The organism is Ruminococcus sp. Marseille-P328 (assembly GCF_964249465.1).
Taxonomy (GTDB): Bacteria; Bacillota; Clostridia; order Lachnospirales; family Lachnospiraceae; genus Blautia_A; species Blautia_A faecis.
Genome location: NZ_CAXUBQ010000001.1, coordinates 353,912 through 373,380 on the forward strand (window position 1 = coordinate 353,912; position 19,469 = coordinate 373,380).

General features: G+C 40.2%; 15 protein-coding genes and 3 pseudogenes. 4 read left to right on the forward strand and 14 right to left on the reverse strand.

Annotated elements, in window-relative coordinates:
* Nucleotides 1-190: 190 nt before the first annotated feature.
* The 9 genes from ACESTK_RS01660 to ACESTK_RS01700 all read right to left on the reverse strand — a co-directional run bounded on the left by ACESTK_RS01660 (nt 191) and on the right by ACESTK_RS01700 (nt 11,008).
* The gene (locus ACESTK_RS01660; protein WP_195700049.1) at nt 191-1,645 is read right to left on the reverse strand and encodes a GGDEF domain-containing protein; all 1,455 of its coding nucleotides are present in this window, start codon (nt 1,643-1,645) and stop codon (nt 191-193) included.
* Entirely contained in the window at nt 1,642-2,676 is a 1,035-nt protein-coding gene (locus ACESTK_RS01665) for an ABC transporter substrate-binding protein (protein WP_294424641.1), read from the reverse strand. The genes ACESTK_RS01660 and ACESTK_RS01665 overlap by 4 nt, the downstream gene beginning before the upstream one ends.
* Nucleotides 2,677-2,866: 190 nt before the next feature.
* Nucleotides 2,867-4,483 (reverse strand): FMN-binding protein, encoded by a 1,617-nt coding sequence (locus ACESTK_RS01670; RefSeq protein WP_373118315.1) that lies wholly within the window; start codon nt 4,481-4,483, stop codon nt 2,867-2,869.
* Nucleotides 4,484-4,667: 184 nt separating this feature from the next.
* Nucleotides 4,668-5,855, reverse strand: a complete 1,188-nt coding sequence (locus ACESTK_RS01675; RefSeq protein ID WP_373118318.1) for a YgeY family selenium metabolism-linked hydrolase — start codon at nt 5,853-5,855, stop codon at nt 4,668-4,670.
* Between the two features lie 281 nt (nt 5,856-6,136).
* Complete coding sequence (locus ACESTK_RS01680) at nt 6,137-7,009, reverse strand: DUF3881 family protein (protein WP_195478199.1); 873 nt, start codon at nt 7,007-7,009, stop codon at nt 6,137-6,139.
* 160 nt (nt 7,010-7,169) lie between these two features.
* Nucleotides 7,170-8,462, reverse strand: coding sequence for a serine--tRNA ligase (serS, locus tag ACESTK_RS01685; RefSeq protein ID WP_148463062.1), 1,293 nt, complete (start codon nt 8,460-8,462; stop codon nt 7,170-7,172).
* Between the two features lie 243 nt (nt 8,463-8,705).
* Nucleotides 8,706-9,230 carry a DUF4446 family protein gene (locus ACESTK_RS01690; RefSeq protein ID WP_118580781.1) on the reverse strand — a complete coding sequence of 175 codons (525 nt, stop codon included), beginning with the start codon at nt 9,228-9,230 and terminating at the stop codon, nt 8,706-8,708.
* 9 nt (nt 9,231-9,239) lie between these two features.
* Complete coding sequence (locus ACESTK_RS01695; protein WP_187565402.1) at nt 9,240-10,241, reverse strand: ParB/RepB/Spo0J family partition protein; 1,002 nt, start codon at nt 10,239-10,241, stop codon at nt 9,240-9,242.
* Nucleotides 10,241-11,008, reverse strand: a complete 768-nt coding sequence (locus tag ACESTK_RS01700) for a ParA family protein (RefSeq protein WP_148463060.1) — start codon at nt 11,006-11,008, stop codon at nt 10,241-10,243. Before ACESTK_RS01700 ends, ACESTK_RS01695 begins: the two co-directional genes overlap by 1 nt.
* A gap of 1,522 nt (nt 11,009-12,530) precedes the next feature.
* Here ACESTK_RS01700 and ACESTK_RS01705 point away from each other — a divergent pair.
* Both ACESTK_RS01705 and ACESTK_RS01710 read left to right on the forward strand, forming a co-directional pair.
* Complete coding sequence (locus ACESTK_RS01705; RefSeq protein ID WP_173718485.1) at nt 12,531-13,484, forward strand: alpha/beta fold hydrolase; 954 nt, start codon at nt 12,531-12,533, stop codon at nt 13,482-13,484.
* A 261-nt stretch (nt 13,485-13,745) separates the two neighbouring features.
* Nucleotides 13,746-13,889 (forward strand): DUF6783 domain-containing protein, encoded by a 144-nt coding sequence (locus ACESTK_RS01710; protein WP_353844674.1) that lies wholly within the window; start codon nt 13,746-13,748, stop codon nt 13,887-13,889.
* Nucleotides 13,890-14,403: 514 nt separating this feature from the next.
* Here the strand turns inward: ACESTK_RS01710 and ACESTK_RS01715 are convergent.
* Nucleotides 14,404-14,466 (reverse strand): annotated as a pseudogene (locus ACESTK_RS01715) (hypothetical protein); the annotation flags it as partial.
* Between ACESTK_RS01715 and ACESTK_RS01720 the strand changes: the two are divergent.
* Together ACESTK_RS01720 and ACESTK_RS01725 are read left to right on the forward strand one after the other, a co-directional pair.
* Nucleotides 14,440-14,616, forward strand: coding sequence for a DUF6783 domain-containing protein (locus ACESTK_RS01720; protein WP_373118370.1), 177 nt, complete (start codon nt 14,440-14,442; stop codon nt 14,614-14,616). The pseudogene ACESTK_RS01715 and the gene ACESTK_RS01720 sit on opposite strands and share 27 nt — an antisense overlap.
* Nucleotides 14,583-14,675 (forward strand): annotated as a pseudogene (locus ACESTK_RS01725) (hypothetical protein); the annotation flags it as partial. The gene ACESTK_RS01720 and the pseudogene ACESTK_RS01725, both read left to right, overlap by 34 nt.
* Here ACESTK_RS01725 and ACESTK_RS01730 read toward each other — a convergent pair.
* From ACESTK_RS01730 to ACESTK_RS01745, 4 genes and pseudogenes are all read right to left on the reverse strand, one after another.
* Nucleotides 14,634-14,729, reverse strand: a pseudogene (locus ACESTK_RS01730) (DUF6783 domain-containing protein); the annotation flags it as partial. The pseudogenes ACESTK_RS01725 and ACESTK_RS01730 sit on opposite strands and share 42 nt — an antisense overlap.
* Before the next feature lie 199 nt (nt 14,730-14,928).
* Nucleotides 14,929-17,052, reverse strand: coding sequence for a DUF4340 domain-containing protein (locus ACESTK_RS01735; RefSeq protein ID WP_195700054.1), 2,124 nt, complete (start codon nt 17,050-17,052; stop codon nt 14,929-14,931).
* Nucleotides 17,052-18,590: a GldG family protein gene (locus tag ACESTK_RS01740; RefSeq protein ID WP_195700055.1), complete on the reverse strand. Its 1,539-nt coding sequence runs from the start codon at nt 18,588-18,590 to the stop codon at nt 17,052-17,054. Before ACESTK_RS01740 ends, ACESTK_RS01735 begins: the two co-directional genes overlap by 1 nt.
* 13 nt (nt 18,591-18,603) lie before the next feature.
* On the reverse strand, nt 18,604-19,467 hold the full coding sequence (locus ACESTK_RS01745; RefSeq protein WP_195700056.1) for an ABC transporter permease subunit: 864 nt from the start codon (nt 19,465-19,467) through the stop codon (nt 18,604-18,606).
* Nucleotides 19,468-19,469 lie beyond the last annotated feature (2 nt).

The following is a 19,469-nucleotide window of genomic DNA, read 5'->3' on the forward strand; positions in this document are numbered from 1 at the left end:
TGGTTTCGTAAATAACTATACCAATCGCGTAGGATGTGGATGCACTGGACACCTGGACGGCACCAACCATTACAGAGCTTGATCCGGCAAACGTAAATTAGATATTTCCGCAGGACACATTTATCAGGTAAAAAGGATCCCTCGCAAGGTAGAAGGCTAACAAGCCTCGACCTTGCCGGGATCCTTTCATTTACATTCCTTTCATTTTAAAATCAGCTTTCCCATTCTGTTTCACCTTATACAAAGCCATATCTGCGCTTTTACAAAGAGACATAACGTCTTCTCCCTGTTCCGGGAATGCAGCTCCGCCTGCGCTGGCTGAAAGCTCTACAACCTCTCCTGTAGGCAGTGTAAGCTGGGAAATCATCCTCTGAAACGTTTCCATATAAGTCCGCGCCATTTCCCCTGTAAGATTCTTCAGGTAAACCACAAATTCATCACCGCCATACCGGCCGATTATGCTATCCTCCGGGAAACAGCTTTTCATAGTTTTCGCAAAATGCTTCAGGCAGAAGTCTCCATTGTTATGACCGTAAGTATCATTATAAATTTTAAAATTATCTACATCAATAAAGATGAAGATGCCTGGCGTTTTTTTACGCAATTCTTCTTCCACGGCAATCTGAAAAGCTCTACGGTTCAGAATTCCGGTAAGAGGATCTGTAGTAGACAATCCCATGTACATTTTCTTATCTTTTTTCTCCAACAGCACAAGGGTCAGCATGTACAGCATCGTGAAGCCTACCAGAATACTTCCATATACTCCGCCCCAGGCGGAAAACTGCTGAGTAATATCAGAAATATTCTTATTTGTCAATTCAACGATCACATACCAGCCTGGCATAACAGAAATACTCCTATAGGAAATTGTAGATTCCTCTCCTCTGATAATAGCGGAAAATCTCCCATCCTTCTTTCCGGAACGCATGTCCTTTATCCACTGGTTGTAGGAATAACCTGCATCATACTGGAAATACTTCTGCTGAAGTAAAAGATTGTTCCAACTGCCAGACGGGCCGGAATTGTCACTGACACAGGTAATAAAATTTTCTGAATCGGCCTTTAACAGGTGAATACTGATCTTGCCCTGAAGCAGCTCATACTCACCCAACTGTCTGAGATTTTCAATCATAATCGACACATAAAGTGTATGAACCAGTGAAGTATCCCCTACTGGCACAAAAACGGTCATGGTCATATTTCCAGTTCTGCTGGACTGGTAAGGATCCGAGTTAAAAGACGTATCCGAAGCCAGCGCCGCCTCATCCAGCTTCTTCTTTTTGATATCGGAAACAGCGCAGCTGCTGCTGCCATAAATTTCGCCATCATTCATAATAAAACCAATATCACCGAAAACAGTCTTGTCAAGATTTTTCTCCAGCTGTTCCAGGATTTCCTCCGGTTGGGCATTTTCCATAGACCGGATCATCTTTATATCTTCCTGTACATAGTTCTGAAGATATTCCATAGAATCATTCATCTTTTCCGCGTACAGGCCTGTGATCAGCTCCAGATGCTCTGTATTGAAATTCCGCGCAATTCTGCTCAGGTGAAAGTATGCCGCCACGATAATGACGAGGCAGACTGCCAGATACAAAGTCAGCAGGACTTTTCTTTTTCTTTTATTTTTTCTTCGATCTTTCATGAGACAGCATTCTCCATAAGGTAATCAGAATCAACCATAATGACTCCGGTATCAAAATACTTCTGCTCTGATTTTTCTCCCTTTATAAGAGAATTCAGGGAAAGCATTCCCAGATATCCCATCTGATCCTGTTTCTGCAGCACAGTCACTGCATGATACTCCGGATTCTGAAGCATCTGTTTCGTTTCGTCCGCCAGGTCAAAACCAACCAGCACCACATCTGTTCTTTCTTCCTTCAAAAGAGTATTTACAATGCCAACAGTAGATGTGTTGTTACACCCGAAAAAGCCCTTTATATCTGCATTTTCTCTCAATAATGCAGAGGCATCCGATTGTGCCTTTTTCGTATCACCGCCATTAACTCTTATATCCTGAACGATTTCCCACTGCTCCGGTGCATTGCCCGCCCAGAAATTCAGGAATCCGGAAACACGATTTACCATTGCCTGTGAACTATCCGATGACAACTGGATTCCCACTTCCAGTGGGTCTGTGGGTGAATTTCCTGCATCATACAGCAACTCCAGCATTTCTTTCGCTGCCATTTCTCCGGCATCTATATTATCTGTCATGTAACAGGCATCAAATTCGCTGCTGTTAATAGAAGAATCAATAAGTACTACCGGAATATCCTTTTCCCGTACCTTCTGACAGCTGTCTGCCAGTGAATTGGAATCTGCCGGAGCCAGCAGGATTCCGTCAGCGCCTTGCTCCATAGCCTGGTTCATCAGGTCAATCTGACCGGAAATGTCAGTTTCGTTATCAATTCCGCCAAGATAAACCGCTTCATCCAGTTTTTTTGCAGCTTCTGTTATACCATCTATTACCTTCTCCCAGTAAGCACCATGATAATTTTTCAGAATAACATATATTTGCTTATCGCTTTCCGGATTAGAAATACAGGTATAGTCCACCACAGCGGGCTGCTCTGCTGCCTCCTCCATGTTTGCCTTCGAACTCCCCGAGCAGCCTCCCAGCAGAACAGATGCCACTCCCACAAAAATCAACCGATATGCTTTCGTTCGTCTCATTTTTTCCCCAGTACTTATACTCCAAATTGTAACGCTTGCAGCGCAGATATTGAATAGTTACCAGATATTTTACATTTTTGCATATATTTTTTGTGTATATCTGATATATTATATGCCTGATGTATAAGGGCTATCAATGTCTATTCTTCACGATTCCCAGTCTGCATCCTCCGTTTCTGATTTCTGTTATCTATTTTTCATACTCCTTAACCTTCTTTTCATACTCTTCCTGGTTTTCTATTACATGTTTTACAATATGTCCATGGCTTTTCTTCTTGGCAGCCAGATTCCGGCCAGGACATTCGGCATATTGATCTTCGGGAATCTCCAATGCATTTGCCACAGCATGAATAATTCCGTTGCTGCTGTATGTGGCTCCGCTGACAGCATCAATGTTCAGACTTTGTTCCTCTTTCATCTCTTCAATTACAACTGGCGCAGCTTTAAAAAAATATTCTTCTGTGTCACAGTATGAGAAGATGGAAATATCCGTTACCTGCTGATTTTCCACAGTAACCTGAACTTCTACATCACCACGAAAAGCATCGGCAGATCCTGTATATACGCCATCGACAAGGTTCCGGAAGCGGCCTGCAGAAATAAATTCAGCCTTGTCCGCAGCTTTATCATCAGAACCATTCTCCGCAGTCTCTGAAGTTCCTGCCTCCTTCAAAGCATTCTGTACAGCCTGAATCAGCCCCTTACTACTATATGTAGCACCGGATACGGTATCTGCATTCGTATTCTGCTGTCCGATTATTGCAGAAAAGATTTCAGCTTTCGCTTTTTCCATATAAGACTTGTCATCCTCATAACTATCCAGTGTAAGACTGGTTATTTTTCCGTCCGCCACACTTACAGTGACACGTATCGCTCCACGATAGCCCTCACCTGTTCCAGTATAAGTACCGTCTTTATATCTGAAACCTTCAACAACACCGCCTGCTATATTTCTATCCTTCGTATAGCTTCTCGCCGTAAGGAGCTGGGAAGCCCCAATCATCACACACGTGAGCAATACTCCGATCACCATTCCATATTTAATTCCAAAATGCACATTTCCTTTCGGGCACCAGCTAATGCACTGCTGGCACGCAATGCACTCTCCACCTGTAACTTGTTCCTTTTTCGTAAAATCAATTCCCATGCTGCATTTCGCAGTACACAAAGAACAGGCACTGCATTCTCGTCCGAGCTTTTCGATTTTCAAAAATGCACCTCTGGAAATCAGTGCATACACCGCTCCCATTGGACAGAAATATCTGCAAAAGAATCTCTTTACCAACACTGATCCTGTCAAAATCACCAAGAGTAAAATTCCCCCCACCGAGCACAAAGGCTTCACTCCCGGCCAATGTCCAGGCACAATATACTGGCCAAATATTTCCCACGGACCTTGCTTTTTCCAGGTCAAAACACCACTCCATATAAATATTACAAAATAAACAAGTACTCCATATTTTGCCAGTTTCAGAACTCTGTCAGCTTTCTTGTATATTTCTGGATTTCTGTTCCGCCTCCAGCTGCCTTTTCCCAGCTTCCGCGCTGCAAACCACAAGAAATCCTGCACAGCTCCAAAGCTGCAGAAAAATCCGCAAAAAAATCTCCCCACCAGTACACTTCCTGGCACTGTCGCGATTAGTACATACACCGAATACCTGACACTCTCCCAGGAAATACTTCCAGCATAGATCTGGGAAAAGATATCTCCAATAGCTGTAAATCCTGTTACGAACAGTTCTGGGATTAAGATAAACGACAGTAGTTGGATAACTATTTTTATCCAGTTGTTCTTTCTATTTTTCATTTTTTAGCTGCTTCTTTTTGTAGGCTATCTTTTTTCAACTGCTTCCAAAATTTTCATTTCACAAACACCGAAAGCCTATCAATAATCATAAAAAAGCACTCCCTTCCAAGTAATAGTATACTCAAAAAAGAATGCCTTTTCTATCATTTTCACATTATTTCTTCACTTTACCGAAAGCTATACATCATCCCAACAACGCCTTCATAATCCCCACATAACATCTGAATACATTTGTCAGATCTTCCACCTCCGCATATTCATCAATGGTATGCGCCAGATTTTCCCTTGCAGGTCCCATTCCAATAGTACGGATGCCAGCTTCTCCTGCATAATGACTTCCATTTGTACAGAAATTGTAGGTAGTTACCTCTGGAGAAAAACCCTCTTTTTCCAGTTCGGATTTTATTTTTGCCACCCACTCCTCTTCTGCGCCAAACAGCCAGCCTGGGAAAAAACGTTCTCCCTGGATTTTTTCTCCGGTGTAGCATTCCTCTTTTCCCACTGCATAAGAGACCTTATAGGAAAACTGCGGATCCTTTTTCTTCAGCTCTTCCATTTTTTCAATGATTGGCTGAAGCACGCTTTCCTTGGTTTCACCTACCAGAAGTCTGCGGTCATAGGTTGCACGGCAGTATTCCGGAACAACGGAGGCTCCTGGATATGGGGAAGATTTTACGTCTGTCAGCTCCAGGATTCCTTTTCCAAGTTTATTCTGGACAGGCGGTTCAATCTCACGGATAGCCTGAATGGCCTCACACATTTTATATACTGCATTTACGCCCCTTTCCGGGTTTGCTGAATGTGCCGGGACACCAAAGGTCTCAACCACAATTTCTGCACGGCCACGCTGTCCTACTTTTAAATTCATTTCAGATGCTTCACCAATTACCACATAATCCGGTTTCACTTTCGCACTTATTTTTCGCGCGGCAACACCTTCGAAGCATTCTTCATGCACAACACTGGCCACATATACATCTCCGGCAAAATTTTTCCCATTTTCCACCGCATATCTATGCGCAGCAACTGTAAATGCGGCTACCGCACCTTTCATATCAGCAGCTCCTCTGCCATAAAGCTTTCCATCTTCAACAACTGCATGAAATGGATCATGTTTCCAATCCTTTAAATTTCCAACTGGAACCGTGTCTATATGTCCATCAAACAGGACTTTCGAACCATGATTTTTTCCTTTAATATGACCGATCACATTTCCGTAGCAGTCAGTTTCTATCTCATCGAAAACACCGGTCTCTTTCATATACGCCTTTAAAGCTTCCGCCGCTTTATCCTCGTGTCCTGAATAGCTCTGACAGTTTATCAGACTTTTTGCCAGCTCAATTACTTTTTCGTCCCATTTTTCACTTATCATCTACAAATACCTGTGTTGCACCAAGATTAGTTCTCAGTCCCATTAAAATTGTTTTCAATTTTTTCATAGTTAATTTCCGCCTCGTAAAAAAATTGTTTTTAAGTCTGAAAAAGGCGCAGACACATTGAAGTGTTCTACGCCTTTGTAGTTTCGTTTGCTTTTTGATGATTCTGCATTATAGGAGCTTTTTTCGAAGTTGTCAAGAGCTTTTTTATTAACTTTGAGATTGTGTTTTATAACTTAAATTAAATTAGTCTATGAATACGAATCTAAAGGTTCGTCTAAAAATGCAGCTGCCCCTGCAGCCAAATCAGCCCCTTAAATCTGCGTCCCACAGCCGGTTCTCCTAGCAGATCCGCACAGTTTATACACACATCGAACTGGATATCATTGCACTCGATAGTCATCTGGCACAGTTTCTCACCAGTGAGAATGTTCTTAAAATTCACAAAATCCACGATTTCGCCCATCACACTATACTGGTCACATTCAATTCCATGAGGCATAAAACAGGTATCCACAATTGTCAACACATCATCTGTAACAATACGCTCAGAAATCATGGAATACATATCCATATCTTCCATTGTAAGGTCTTCCATGGCTTCTTCATCACCATTTCTGGCAGCCGCGATCAGATTATTGCGGTTTTTTGTCAGCTCTCGCTCTACTTTTACAGCTTCTTTATCTTTCTGAACCGGAAAAAGGATCTTCCCTTCTCTTGCCAGTCCTGTAATCGTCAGTGGCTGTCCTTCACGCACATTCCCCTTATACTTCTCCAGCATATATTCTGCAGGATTCTGAAGATAAAAGATCAAAGTCACGCCAAGGCGCATGTCATCACACGCCCCTGCATAAGACTCTTTTTCTGCGTGTCTCTCCACGACTACACTCTCCTGAGAGGTGATTCCTGTGCCGCGAAAGAACGGAAATGAATATTCTACGTGAAACTCATTGTCTTCATCATACTGTCCACAGACTGTTATTCCACAGTCACAGCCATAATTCTTGGAATATTGTACAAAAATTCCATCCGGATGATTCTCCACTGCAATTTTCTCATCGTAAGTATTTATCACATCCTGAATGATTTCCTGCATTTCTTTACGTGACTTTACCTTTGAAAAGCCAACAGTTCTTAAATAACTATGCACATTATCACCTCCCTGTTAAGCAGTCTTATTGCAAATCAAACAACTTTTCAGATATTCTGATATTCTCCGGACCATCTGATATTTTACTTTTGATCTATTACTATTTTCAGCTCAAAGTCCAATTTTTGGTATTTTTATGCTATTTCATTTTTAAGTCCAATTATTTGGACTTTTTCTCGATTTTTGTCATTCCACCCATGTATGGCTGAAGGGCAACTGGAATATTTACGCTTCCATCTGCATTCAGGTTGTTCTCAAGGAACGCGATCAGCATTCTTGGCGGAGCAACAACTGTGTTATTAAGAGTATGAGCAAGATATTTCTTGCCATCTTTTCCGTTTACACGGATTTTCAGACGACGTGCCTGTGCATCACCAAGGTTGGAGCAGCTTCCTACCTCAAAGTATTTCTTCTGTCTTGGAGACCATGCTTCAACATCCAGGGATTTCACTTTCAGGTCTGCCAGGTCACCAGAGCAGCATTCCAGTGTACGAACCGGAATATCCAGGGAACGAAACAGATCAACAGTGTTCTGCCACAGTTTGTCAAACCACATCTTGCTGTCCTCTGGATTGCAAACTACGATCATCTCTTGCTTCTCAAACTGGTGGATACGGTAAACGCCTCTCTCTTCAAGTCCATGAGCACCTTTCTCTTTACGGAAGCATGGAGAATAACTTGTAAGAGTTTTTGGAAGCTCTTCTTCCGGAATGATCTGGTCAATAAATTTACCAATCATAGAATGCTCACTGGTTCCGATCAGGTACAGATCCTCACCTTCGATCTTGTACATCATGGCATCCATCTCAGCGAAGCTCATAACACCTGTAACAACGTTACTTCTGATCATGAACGGCGGTACACAGTATGTGAATCCTCTGTTAATCATGAAATCACGTGCATATGCAATAACTGCAGAATGAAGTCTTGCGATATCCCCCATCAGATAATAGAAACCATTACCAGCAACACGTCTTGCGCTATCAAGGTCGATTCCGTCAAAAGCTTCCATGATTTCTGTATGATACGGAACTTCGAAATCCGGAACAACAGGCTCACCAAATTTCTCAATCTCAACGTTCTCGCTGTCATCTTTACCAATCGGTACAGATGGGTCAATGATATTCGGGATTACCATCATATCCTTCAGAAGCTCTTCCTCAACTTCTTTCTCTCTCTTGGAAAGTTCCTCAATACGCTCACCGGAAGCTGCAACCTGTTTCTTAACTTCCTCTGCTTCATCCTTCTTTCCCTGGCCCATAAGAGCACCAATCTGTTTGGAAATTTTATTTCTCTCTGCACGAAGAGCTTCTACTTCCTGTTTGATCTCGCGGTTTTCCTTATCCAACTCCAGAACCTTGTCAACCAGCTCCAGTTTGCTGTCCTGGAATTTATTGCGGATGTTCTGCTTTACGATTTCCGGGTTCTCTCTCACAAATTTGATGTCTAACATGTCTTCCTCCTGTACTGATACTTTATTTTTCATAGCAAATATCTGTTTTATTTTTCCATATCTCTTTTTGCAGCAAGTATCTGTTTTATTTTTTCATATCTCTTTTTATGGCAAGTATCTGTTTTGTTTTTCGTTTTATAACAATATTGTCATTACTATTTATTTTTAATAACAATTTTGTCATTTTTCGCTGTTTTTTTATGACTTATACTCATTTTTTACCAACTGTTCGCAGCAACCAATTTACTCATCTTTTTCAATATTTTCCAAGCCAAAATTTACAGCTTTTCTAAGGGCTTCAAGTTCTTCCTGGCTCAACATTACATAGGACTCTCCCTTTACAATTTCTTTCAGATAAAGGAAGCAATTGTCTCTGCTGTGTACTGCATTCAAAATTACTCCGGAATTATCCTGATCCAACAAAGCCAGTGCAAAACTAAGTTTTCCGCCTACATCATCGAACGCATCATACTTTTCAACGCCATATTTGCTGAACATAGATTCCAAATGATGTTTGATAAAGCTGATGTCGTGCTCATGATCCTCTTTGGCTTCATAAAGGCGGTCAATCTGAGCGAATTTTCGTACAAAAACTTTCTCAAGAGATTGTGCGTCACTGCCTTTCATGAACATTTTGTATTTACGTTCCAAACGGCTAAGCCTCATTTTGCTGCTGAATACATTCACCGCCAGAACGATGGTCAGAATCAGCAGTAAAATAATAATGATACCCGGGTCAATTCCCAGGCTGTCAAAAATACTGCTCATGCACTCTCCTTATCTTATTGATTCAAACAACTCAATGATTCTTTCCAGTTCATCTCTGGAATAATATTCAATTTCAATTTTACCTTTATTATTTTTCTTTCTGTGGATAAAAACCCGGGTTCCCATAATGCCCTTCATTTTCTCCTCGAGACTCTCGTAAATCGCATCTTCAGCTGTATTTACCGTCTTCTGAGTTTTCTTCGGTGGCTCCACAATATGTTTTACCAGTTTTTCAGTCTCTCGAACACTTAATTTCTCATCAAAAATCTTCATTGCCACACTTGCCTGCTTATCTTTGTCTGTAATCGCAAGAATTGCACGAGCATGCCCAGCTGAAATCATCTCATCAATCAGCATCTGCTGAACTCTTTCATCCAATTTCAAAAGGCGAAGGGAATTAGTCACTGCAGTTCTGCTCTTAGAAACGCGTTCTGCAATATTATCCTGTTTCAGCTTAAATTCGTCGATCAGACGCTTATAGGCCATCGCTTCCTCTATTGGATTTAAGTCTTCCCGCTGAATATTTTCAATCAGGGAAATCTCAACTACCTGCTGATCATTAAATTCCTTAATGATTACCGGAACTTCTTTCACCCCGGCAAGTTTAGCTGCCCTCCATCTTCTCTCGCCCGCAATAATTTCATAGTAATCGCCTTTATTCGAAACCAGAAGTGGCTGCAAGATGCCAAACTGCTTAATTGATTCAGATAATTCCAATAAAGCATCCTCATCAAACTGCTTGCGTGGCTGAGTTCTGTTTGGCTCTACCTTTGAAATCTTCACAAGCATTTCAGATTTCTTCGGTTCTTCAACTACTGCAGCTTGTGCTGTATCTTTTGTTTCTGCAGCACTCTTCACTGCTGAAGCATTCAAAGAACCTTCTTCCTGCTGATGTAAGCTTTCATTTGTGGCAACTGGCTTTTGCTCCTGTTTTTTTTCAGCTGGCTTCACTGACTTCTCCGGGAAAAGAGCATCCAGACCTCTTCCAAGACCTTTCTTTTTAACTGCCATTACTCAACCTCCCTGTTTATCACTTCTTCCGCAAGAAGGCGATAAGCTTCTGCTCCTGTGGATCTCGGATCATAAAGAGTAATCGGCTGTCCGTAACTTGGAGCTTCTGCCAGTCTGACATTTCTCGGAATAATAGTCTTGTAAATATTCTGCTGAAGATTTTCCTTAACATTCTCTACTACCTGTAGCGATAAATTTGTACGGGCATCATACATAGTAAACACAACGCCCTCAATCTCAAGATCATTATTCAGCCTATCCTTTACCAGATCAATAGTATGTATCAGCTGTGATAGTCCTTCCAATGCATAGTACTCACACTGAATCGGAACCAAAACAGATGTCGCAGCAGTAAGTGCATTAATAGTAAGCATATTCAGAGATGGTGGACAATCAATAATGATATAATCATAATTATTCTTTATTTTGTCAGTAATCTCTTTCAATATGTATTCTTTATTATCAATACCAACAAGCTCAATCTCTGCGCCAGACAGATTTACATTTGATGGTATCAAATCTACATTTTCTACTACATCTTTGACAATCGTCTTCTCAACATCGGACTGTCCTACCAGAAGTTCATACAAGGTATCTTCTACTTCATTTTTATCAACACCTAATCCACTGGTAGTGTTTCCCTGAGGATCCATGTCAATTGTCAGAACCTTTTTTCCCTGTTCTGCCAGGCATGCAGAAAGATTAATGGCTGTGGTAGATTTGCCAACGCCGCCTTTCTGATTAGCAACCGCAATCGTTCTGCCCAATATCAACCCTCCCTTTCATATTATTTAGGTTACTGTTCACACAACATTTTTATAAAAAGCAACATGTTTAATTGTAAAAAGAAGCCTGCTTGCAGGATTCTCCACCTACGGCGGGGCACCTCGAGCGCCATCTAACTTTCTGCCACAGTGTAATCCTACCTGGTAGGGCTTTTTATGCAATAGAAAATTTTAACAGAATTTCTTATTACATAAAAATGTTTCACGTGAAACATTTTGCAAATTTTAATTGCACACAATAACCAAAGTTTATAGATTACACCACCATCCTACAGGTTCTGCAATCTTATCATATAACTATTGCTATTATAACACTTTTAAATTTATCTCGCCACATAATGTTTCACGTGAAACATAGAAAATGGCATTTCTTTTCATAAAAATATTGTCTATTTTTATCTTCTTATTAATTATAACCCTAACTGTGGGATTTTAAACATTTTTTGGAATGTATTTGTTGGAAGTCAACATATAAAAAATTATTATTATTTTCTATTGCTATTTAGTTGATTAAAAGTTCTTCAATGCGGACGCATTTGGACAATGTGTATTACTCACTCGCCGGCGCAACGCTCCAGCAAACTAATCGCTAACTGCGACTAATGCGTTCGGGAGAACCCTCACGCATAAGTCTACGTAAGCGCTGAATTTCGCTTACGCTAAGAGCGCGCCTGAAATGGCTCGCTGGAGTAATACACATTGCCCAAATGCTGTGTACTGGCTGAGACTTGCTGGTTGATAAGAACTTTTAATGAAGAGGGGAGGGGGAGTGATTGTTTTCCCTACACTTTCTTGGCAACGATAGATTTGCAAAAAACAATAAAGTTGCGGGATACCAATTACTTCCCCCACTCCCGTTGTTATCGTTACTGTTTCTTTCTTCCCTTTCCAGCATCAAGCAATTTTGCAATGTATATTCGCAAGCCGCGCATTTCAGGAGCGGTTTTAGTGGAGGTGAGATCCATGACTTACGGAGACTTAGGCGCGAAGGCTCTCCTGAGCGTCTTAGTCGCAGTTAGTCATTAGCTTGCCGGAACGTTGCGACGCGCGGCGGTGAATATACATTGTGAAATCGCGTCCGGGATAACGACCAACACATTAAATAAGTTATAGATTTGGTAAAGCCAATAAAACCGCGAAATATCAACCATATCTAAACAGGTTATCAAAAGCAAATAATATGTCTTTTTTCGTGAAGCATGTTACTGGTCACGAAATGAGTAGCAATCAGTATTGTTGCTGTTCACCAGTGATGCTCCGCGAGGTGTTTTTTGTGAAAAAAATTCACAGAACCCCCGAGAATTAAGTTTGCGCAGCAAACGCTACTTCTTGTGCTTGTCACAAGAAGATTCGTCTTCCTGTGCATCGCAAAGCGTGTTACTGTGAACGGAGTGAACAGCAGCCCAGTATTCTGTCAATTCCCATTTATATGCCAAAAAACATTGTAAAATCAGCCTCTTTGGCGTATAATATACATACAAACCCAAAGGAGGTCCTCTATAAAATGAAAGACACTAAACATAAAATTCTGACTCTGGCCGCGTTGACTACGATTGCCGCTGGTGTCATCCATCTCACCAATAGAGTGATTGTTGCCTCTTCCCAGTTAAAAGAAATGCTTGATTTTTCCAATCACAACTATTATAATTGGCGTTTCGGAAAAATTTATTATACCAAGAAGGGAAAAGGCTCTCCTCTTCTTCTTATTCATGATACAATGCCTGGAGCCAGTGGATACGAATGGTCTCGTGTTGAGGATCAACTTGCTCAAGAGCACACCGTATATACCCTTGATCTATTAGGTTGCGGACGTTCGGAAAAAGCTGGAATTACATATACAAATTTTCTTTTCGTACAAATCATCTGCGATTTTATAAAAAATGTAATTAAAGAGAAAACCGACATCATTGCAAGTGGTTTCTCATGTTCATTTGTTACTACTGCCGCTGCTTACGATAAAGAAAGCATTAATAAAATCATGTTTATTAATCCGGTAAGCATGATTTCTCTTGCCCAAACTACCACAAAAAAGGATAAATTATTCAAATTCTTTATCGAACTGCCTATATTTGGAACCTTTATCTACCATATAATTGTTTCGCGTGAAACAATTAATGATTTCTTCCTTGATAAGCTTTATTATAATCCATTCCATGTAGACAAAGATGTCCTGGATGCATATTATGAAGCTGCGCACAAAGGTGGTTATTATGCAAAATGCCTATACTCCAGCCAAAGTGCTAAATATATGAATATCAACATTCGCCATGCTGTAGAATCAATTGATAACAGCATTTATATCGTAGAAGGTGAAGATGAGCCAAATGGTGCTGCAATTGTAGAAGCTTATCAGAAAGTAAATCCAGCAATTGAGTCAGCAACCATTCCATGTTCCAAGCATTTTCCACATATTGAGAATGTAGAAGCATTTCTTGAGCAAGTTGGTGCATTCTTTTAATTAAAATAAAGATATAGATATGCCTTCAAAGCAGAATAAAAAGCTTCGAGATTGTATAATATAATCCCGAAGTTTTTTTGTTTTTGTAATAATAATTTATTATGCTTTATGCTTTTCCTGTTCTTTCTATATTTCCAGAGCATATTAAAAAAGCTTTCTACAAGATGTACGTCACAATTTGTGGGACTTTGACCAGGATGAGGATGAGGTTGCCGTAGCGAATATGGCAGCCAAATTCAGGAATATATACCACAAAGTAAGGTGTGCGGATTGCGAAAATGTTTTTTGATACATCCCAGAGAGTGTTTGAAAAAGGCTTTCTGCAAGGTGCGCGCCACAATTTGCGGGAGATTTGGCCAGAATGAAGGTGCTGCAACGTGCTACGACACACCCAACTACGGGTAAAATATACTGCAAAGTGGGGGGGTGGATTGAGAAATGATTTTCAAATACATCTCAGAGCTCTTTTCGTATTGTTTTGTTGTTATTTTGTTATTTTTTCAATTATGCGCTGTTCCATTTTATCTTTATACAATCTTTTTGTTTTAATTAGAATTGTTTAAAAGTATATTTTTACATAACAATATATTTTTCAGAGGATTTTTACGATTCATTTGCCTGTTTTGTTGTTCAAAGTACATTAAATAGGCCTTTGTTGTATCATCGTGTCGTTAAGTGTTATTTATTGGACTTTATTGTATGTTTTAGTAGGTTTTTATTTTATAAAAGTTATTATTACATTTTATATTTACCGTAATATTTCAGAAAGCAAAAGCAAAGTTTCTGTTTTCGGACTTTTTATATAGTCGGCTAATGTAAAACCATATGAGTAAAATTCAAAGATTTTTAAAATTTTATTTTCAAAAACAATGCATATAGAAATTCAAACAGACAAAATAGCCAACGTTAATTACATATTTCATACCATTTGAAATATCAGCGGACCAGAGCGTGTTTGGAAAAGGCTTTCTGCAAGATGTGCGTCATAATTTGTAGGAGATTTTGCCCGGATGAGGGCGTCGTAACGAGCTGCGACAACCGAATTCGGACAAAATATACCACAAAATTTGGCACGCAGATTGCAGGAATGATTTTTAAATGCATGCCACAATTCACAGGAGCTTTAACTTAAATTCAGTTGCTGTAGTGAACCACAGCGACCGAATCCGAATAAGATATATAACAAAGCAAGGCGTGCAGATTGCAGGAATGATTTTTCAGACACGCTCGGGCGTAGCCCGCCACACATTTTTTCCATCCGCACCTTCAACTTCACGCATCCAGCTTGATTGATATCGTTATTTGCAAAACGATGTACGCGCATATTCATATCCAGTAGAATTCTTATGCAACAGGCAATTCAACAGTTTTTCCAAACAGCAAAAAAGATCCTTGTCCTGTTTTTTTCACAGGCAAGGATCTTTTTTAATCATTTTTTCAGCTACTACTCTTCAGCATCCTCTGAAGCCTCTGTCGTTTCTGTTTCAGCATTATCTGTAGAAGCATTTGTTTCAGGATCTGTTGTCTCAGCGTTTTCGTTTTCCTCTTTCTCACCAGTTACAGATTCAAATGCCTGAAACAGTTCTTTTACTGTCATTTTATTTACCAGATATACTTTTTTGTTTATAACAGCGGCATAGTAATTTGTATCATAGGAATAATACTCCACTTCCATTTCATTTCCATCTATATCTGTAAATTTCACAGTCATTTCCGGATCTGTATTGGACTTAAATTCATCAGTCAGACGTTTCTGCGCTGTCATGTTGATCAGCTTATTGTAGAACGTTGTAAATGTTGTGCTGTCCAGATCTTTTCCATTTAGTGTATAAGATAAGGTTACACTAGTTGAACTTGTGGTGCTTGCAGTAGAAGAACTGTCATCTGTATTTTCAGTATCTTCGCCGGTCAAATCACCTGATGAAGTGTTATCATCAGCAGCATTTCCCTCTACTTCGTTGCCGTCGGCAACATCACTGCTGGTACTATCTGTTGTATCTTCATCTTCCGTCTCATTATCCGATGTTTCTACGTTTTCATCCTCAGATGTTTCACGTGAAACATTTACGATATAATCTTCTCCTCCGTAGTTCACATCCAGAGTATCCAGATTATTTGCAGACAAATAGCTTACTGTCAAATCCCAGAAATCAGCATTTGTTTTTCCAAGGAAAGTATCAAGAGAATCCTCGGATATTGTATAAATTTCGTTGCTGTCATTCACCCGAACATATCTTCCACCATCTGAAGATTGATCTCCAACCTGAATTACAAGTTCTCTGTCAACCATTTCAGTTTCCGGTTCTGAATCTTCTTCTGCATCTTCAGAACTTTCTGCGGATTCAGTATCTGCTGTTTCCACCCCAGCCTCGTCATCTGATTCAGTTACATCTGTATCTTCTGCTTCGACGTTGTCATCTGCTGTTTCATCTGTATTCTCATTTTCTACAGCTTCTGAATCTTCTGTGTCTGCCACATCCACATCTTCATCTAAGCTTTCGTTTCCATCTGTCTCAGAATCCGCATCTTCATCTGAGCTTTCGTTTCCATCTGTCTCAGAATCCGCATCTTCATCCAAGCTTTCGCTTCCATCTGTTTCAGAATCCGCATTTTCATCCAAGCTTTCGCTTCCATCTGTTTCAGAATCCGCATTTTCATCCGCCTGGTTCTCATCCCCAGATGCCTCTGAGACCTCCTCATCGCCATTTTCAGCCTCGTTTTCATCATCAGTGGACTCTTTCTCAACTTCTTCCTGATAATCCACTGTAATCTCTGCATACGGCTTATCTAATCCGTACTGAGAGAGCTCATCTTCTGCGCAGTTATAATTTACATAACTTGCATAAGCCACACTGGATAATGTACTGGCTAAGGAAGTTGCCTTCGCGGAATCTGCTTTCTCAGTCTCTCCATTGCCAGTAATATTCCAGAAATTATTTTCATCTTTCTCTACAACATAGGAAGAATCCTTTCCATCTACAGAAATTTTGCTGACCGTAGAGGAATCCACAGTTGGGAAAACGCCGCTTTTTGCAAAGTCGTACAAAGTTCCCTCAAAAGAAGAAAACGTGGAATTGCTTACTACATAAACTGTAGAAGAATCCTTGTTCAAGTCAATGTATTCCTGACTTGTGGAATCATTCTCCATTCCAAGCTGAATTACTGTCGTTTCCCCATCTTCTGTGGTAACCGTGATCGTGTTCTCCGGCTGATCCAATTCATACTCTGATGCATCCTCCACATTTTCCAGTGTTCTTTCCGCTTTTATAGAATTCAGGGAGCTGACCAGTGTATCAAATTTATCCTGATCTACCGGGAAACCAGTTTCATCACTTTTCACCCAGAAATCTCCATCTTTTTCAAAGGTAACTTCTTTTTTATCAATTACAAATTTTATTGATTTCACATCAGCAGACGCTATGGAAATAATTTCCGGATTTTCTTCCTCCGCACTTTCAGTATCCGCGGCCTCCTGCTTGGCTACGTAGGCTTTTACGCCTACGTATGCGCCGCTGAGGACAACCAAAACGCCCACTGCTGTAATAAGATTTACTGATTTTTTCTTCATCAGGCTTTTCTCCTCTTTAACCAAATCATAAATCCAATCAACAGGAATGCTCCAGGAATCAGACCAATGGTACAGATTTTCCAGAAGCTTGCATCATATGCTGTCAAAGTCAGATAAGATACTTCCAGACTCTTTGATGGGATAGAAACTGTTGTACTGTCTTCTGTGTCTACCAGAGAACTTAAAGAAGCCATCACAAGTTTCTCATTTCCACCGGAAACCATCTGATTGATCTGGCTCTGCAGCAGGTTTGATGTGGAATAATAAATAATATGAGTCTCTTTATCATCATCTACAGTCTCTGTAATGCTGACACCCAGGTCAAATGGGCCATCCACATCACCGTCTTCCTTTTCAAGAGAACCGCTGTTCAAATCCGTCTTTGAATATGCGCTGTCGGAAGTTGTAAGAAGGCTTTCAATATTCACAGTGTCTCTCACATCATCAGATTTCTGGATTCCCTGCGCATACGGCATCAGAATGTAATATCCGGAAGAAGCCACATCAGATGTAATATCTGTGCTGTTTACAGTTGGAACCAGGTAGTACGGCATCTGAGCGGCATAATGCTGTGCATTTCCTTCAAATACCAGGCCATCTACTCTACTTACGCCGTAGTTTTCCAGCACTGCATCAAAGTTTTCCATTTTTTCTCCTGTGTAATCGGAGAAAATCATTGCTTTTCCACCATTTTCCAGATAATCGATCAATGCAGTCTTCTCATCCTCTGAGATATCTGTTGTAGGAGAATCAATCAGCAGACAGCTGGCATCCTCTGGAACGCTTCCCTCTGTAAGCAGATTCAGGGATTTGATTTCCATGTTTGCTTTCTCAATATCTTCCTTGATCGTAGAATCAAGCTTCTGCTCTCCATGTCCCTCTAATGTGTACAATACCGGCAGGTTTTCACTGGTTACATATGCGATGGCACTTGTGATCTGTCCTTCGCCGTCGAAGCCTGTTGTCTGATAACTGTATGTGTTGTAATCCATTGTAGATTCGTAAATATTGTTATAATTTACAACCTTATTTCTGTCTCCGCATACAACAATTAAGCTATTAGAGGAAAGGTTATCACTGGTGTATTCACTGACAAATTTAGGATTGACCACTGGATCTTTCTGTTCCACCTTAATATGATCAGATTCATCTGCATATCTTTGAAGCAGATTACTGATAGTCTCATCCTCACTTCCGCTCTGGGCGATCTGATATATGGTTACATCCTTGTCCAGATCTTTCAGCATCGCTTTTGTCTCATCACCGATGGTGTAAAGTTTCTCGGAGCTGATATCCAGCTGCGTATACTTTGAAGGAAGATTTCCTACAATCATATTTATAACAATAATGATAGCAACGAAAACAACAATCATAACAGAACTATAGCTTCCATTTTTCAAGTACTTTTTATTAATACTGTCTTTAAATTTTCGTTTTTCTTTTTTGTTATTATTGTTATTACTTTCAGCACTTTCAATATCAATTGCATTTTTATCGTTATTGTCAATATTGTTATCATTTTTCTTCTTAAAAAACATTTTCCCCACCTCCTTAATTCCAACGTCTCTTCAAAATTGTCTGCATGGTAAGGAATATACAAATGGCAATGACAGACAGGAAATAAAGAACTCCAGTCACATCAAAAATACTGTTTGTAAAGTTTTCAAAGTGTGAACTTAAGTTAAACACTTCAAGAACCTTCTGGATTCCTCCTTCAAATACGCTGGATTTTACAACATAAATAATCACCAGTGCCACTTCTCCAATCACGCAGACAGCACCTGAAATCACTGCATTTTTAATCATACTGTAGATCATAAGGCTAAGCGCTATGATCAGAATGCCAAATGTCACACATGTAGACATTGCTGTTTCTGAGAAAAAGGAAGAAATTCCATTCATCATATAAAAAGCAAATAAAAATACAAAGGTAAGAACTGCTGCAATTACCTGGCTCTCAGTGATTGCTGAGAAAAATACGCCGATTGCAATGTTTGCACTTCCCAAAAGGAAAAATCCAAGGAGTGCTGTGTACGCGGAACCAAATGCAACGGTTCCGAACTTCGCCATAATCAGCGGATAAGTTGCAAGAACTGCAATAGGGATTGCATAAATAGTCACAAGTGCAAGATATTTTCCCATTACGATGCCGGATACAGATACTGGAGAAGTAAGCAGAAGCTGGTCTGTTTTCTGCTTTCTTTCCTCAGCAAGTACACGCATGGTCAGGATCGGCACTGCAATCAGAAACACAAAGGTCATGGCATTTAAAGTATATTCAAATTTCGGATAAGCAGCTGAAAGCTGGTACGCTGAAAAGTAAATACCTGCGATCAGCAACACAAAAAACATAAACAGGTAGCCGACCATGGAGGTCAGGTAGCTTTTCAGCTCTCTTTTATAAATAGCAAGCATGG

What these genes read in the sequence shown, in the direction of transcription:
- ACESTK_RS01660 (WP_195700049.1), bottom strand. Translation starts at nt 1,645, where the DNA reads ATGAAAGATCGAAGAAAAAATAAAAGAAAAAGAAAAGTCCTGCTGACT.
- ACESTK_RS01665 (WP_294424641.1), bottom strand. Translation starts at nt 2,676, where the DNA reads ATGAGACGAACGAAAGCATATCGGTTGATTTTTGTGGGAGTGGCATCT.
- ACESTK_RS01670 (WP_373118315.1), bottom strand. Translation starts at nt 4,483, where the DNA reads ATGAAAAATAGAAAGAACAACTGGATAAAAATAGTTATCCAACTACTG.
- ACESTK_RS01675 (WP_373118318.1), bottom strand. Translation starts at nt 5,855, where the DNA reads ATGATAAGTGAAAAATGGGACGAAAAAGTAATTGAGCTGGCAAAAAGT.
- serS (WP_148463062.1), bottom strand. Translation starts at nt 8,462, where the DNA reads ATGTTAGACATCAAATTTGTGAGAGAGAACCCGGAAATCGTAAAGCAG.
- ACESTK_RS01690 (WP_118580781.1), bottom strand. Translation starts at nt 9,230, where the DNA reads ATGAGCAGTATTTTTGACAGCCTGGGAATTGACCCGGGTATCATTATT.
- ACESTK_RS01695 (WP_187565402.1), bottom strand. Translation starts at nt 10,241, where the DNA reads ATGGCAGTTAAAAAGAAAGGTCTTGGAAGAGGTCTGGATGCTCTTTTC.
- ACESTK_RS01705 (WP_173718485.1), top strand. Translation starts at nt 12,531, where the DNA reads ATGAAAGACACTAAACATAAAATTCTGACTCTGGCCGCGTTGACTACG.
- ACESTK_RS01735 (WP_195700054.1), bottom strand. Translation starts at nt 17,052, where the DNA reads ATGAAGAAAAAATCAGTAAATCTTATTACAGCAGTGGGCGTTTTGGTT.
- ACESTK_RS01740 (WP_195700055.1), bottom strand. Translation starts at nt 18,590, where the DNA reads ATGTTTTTTAAGAAGAAAAATGATAACAATATTGACAATAACGATAAA.
- ACESTK_RS01745 (WP_195700056.1), bottom strand. Translation starts at nt 19,467, where the DNA reads ATGCTTGCTATTTATAAAAGAGAGCTGAAAAGCTACCTGACCTCCATG.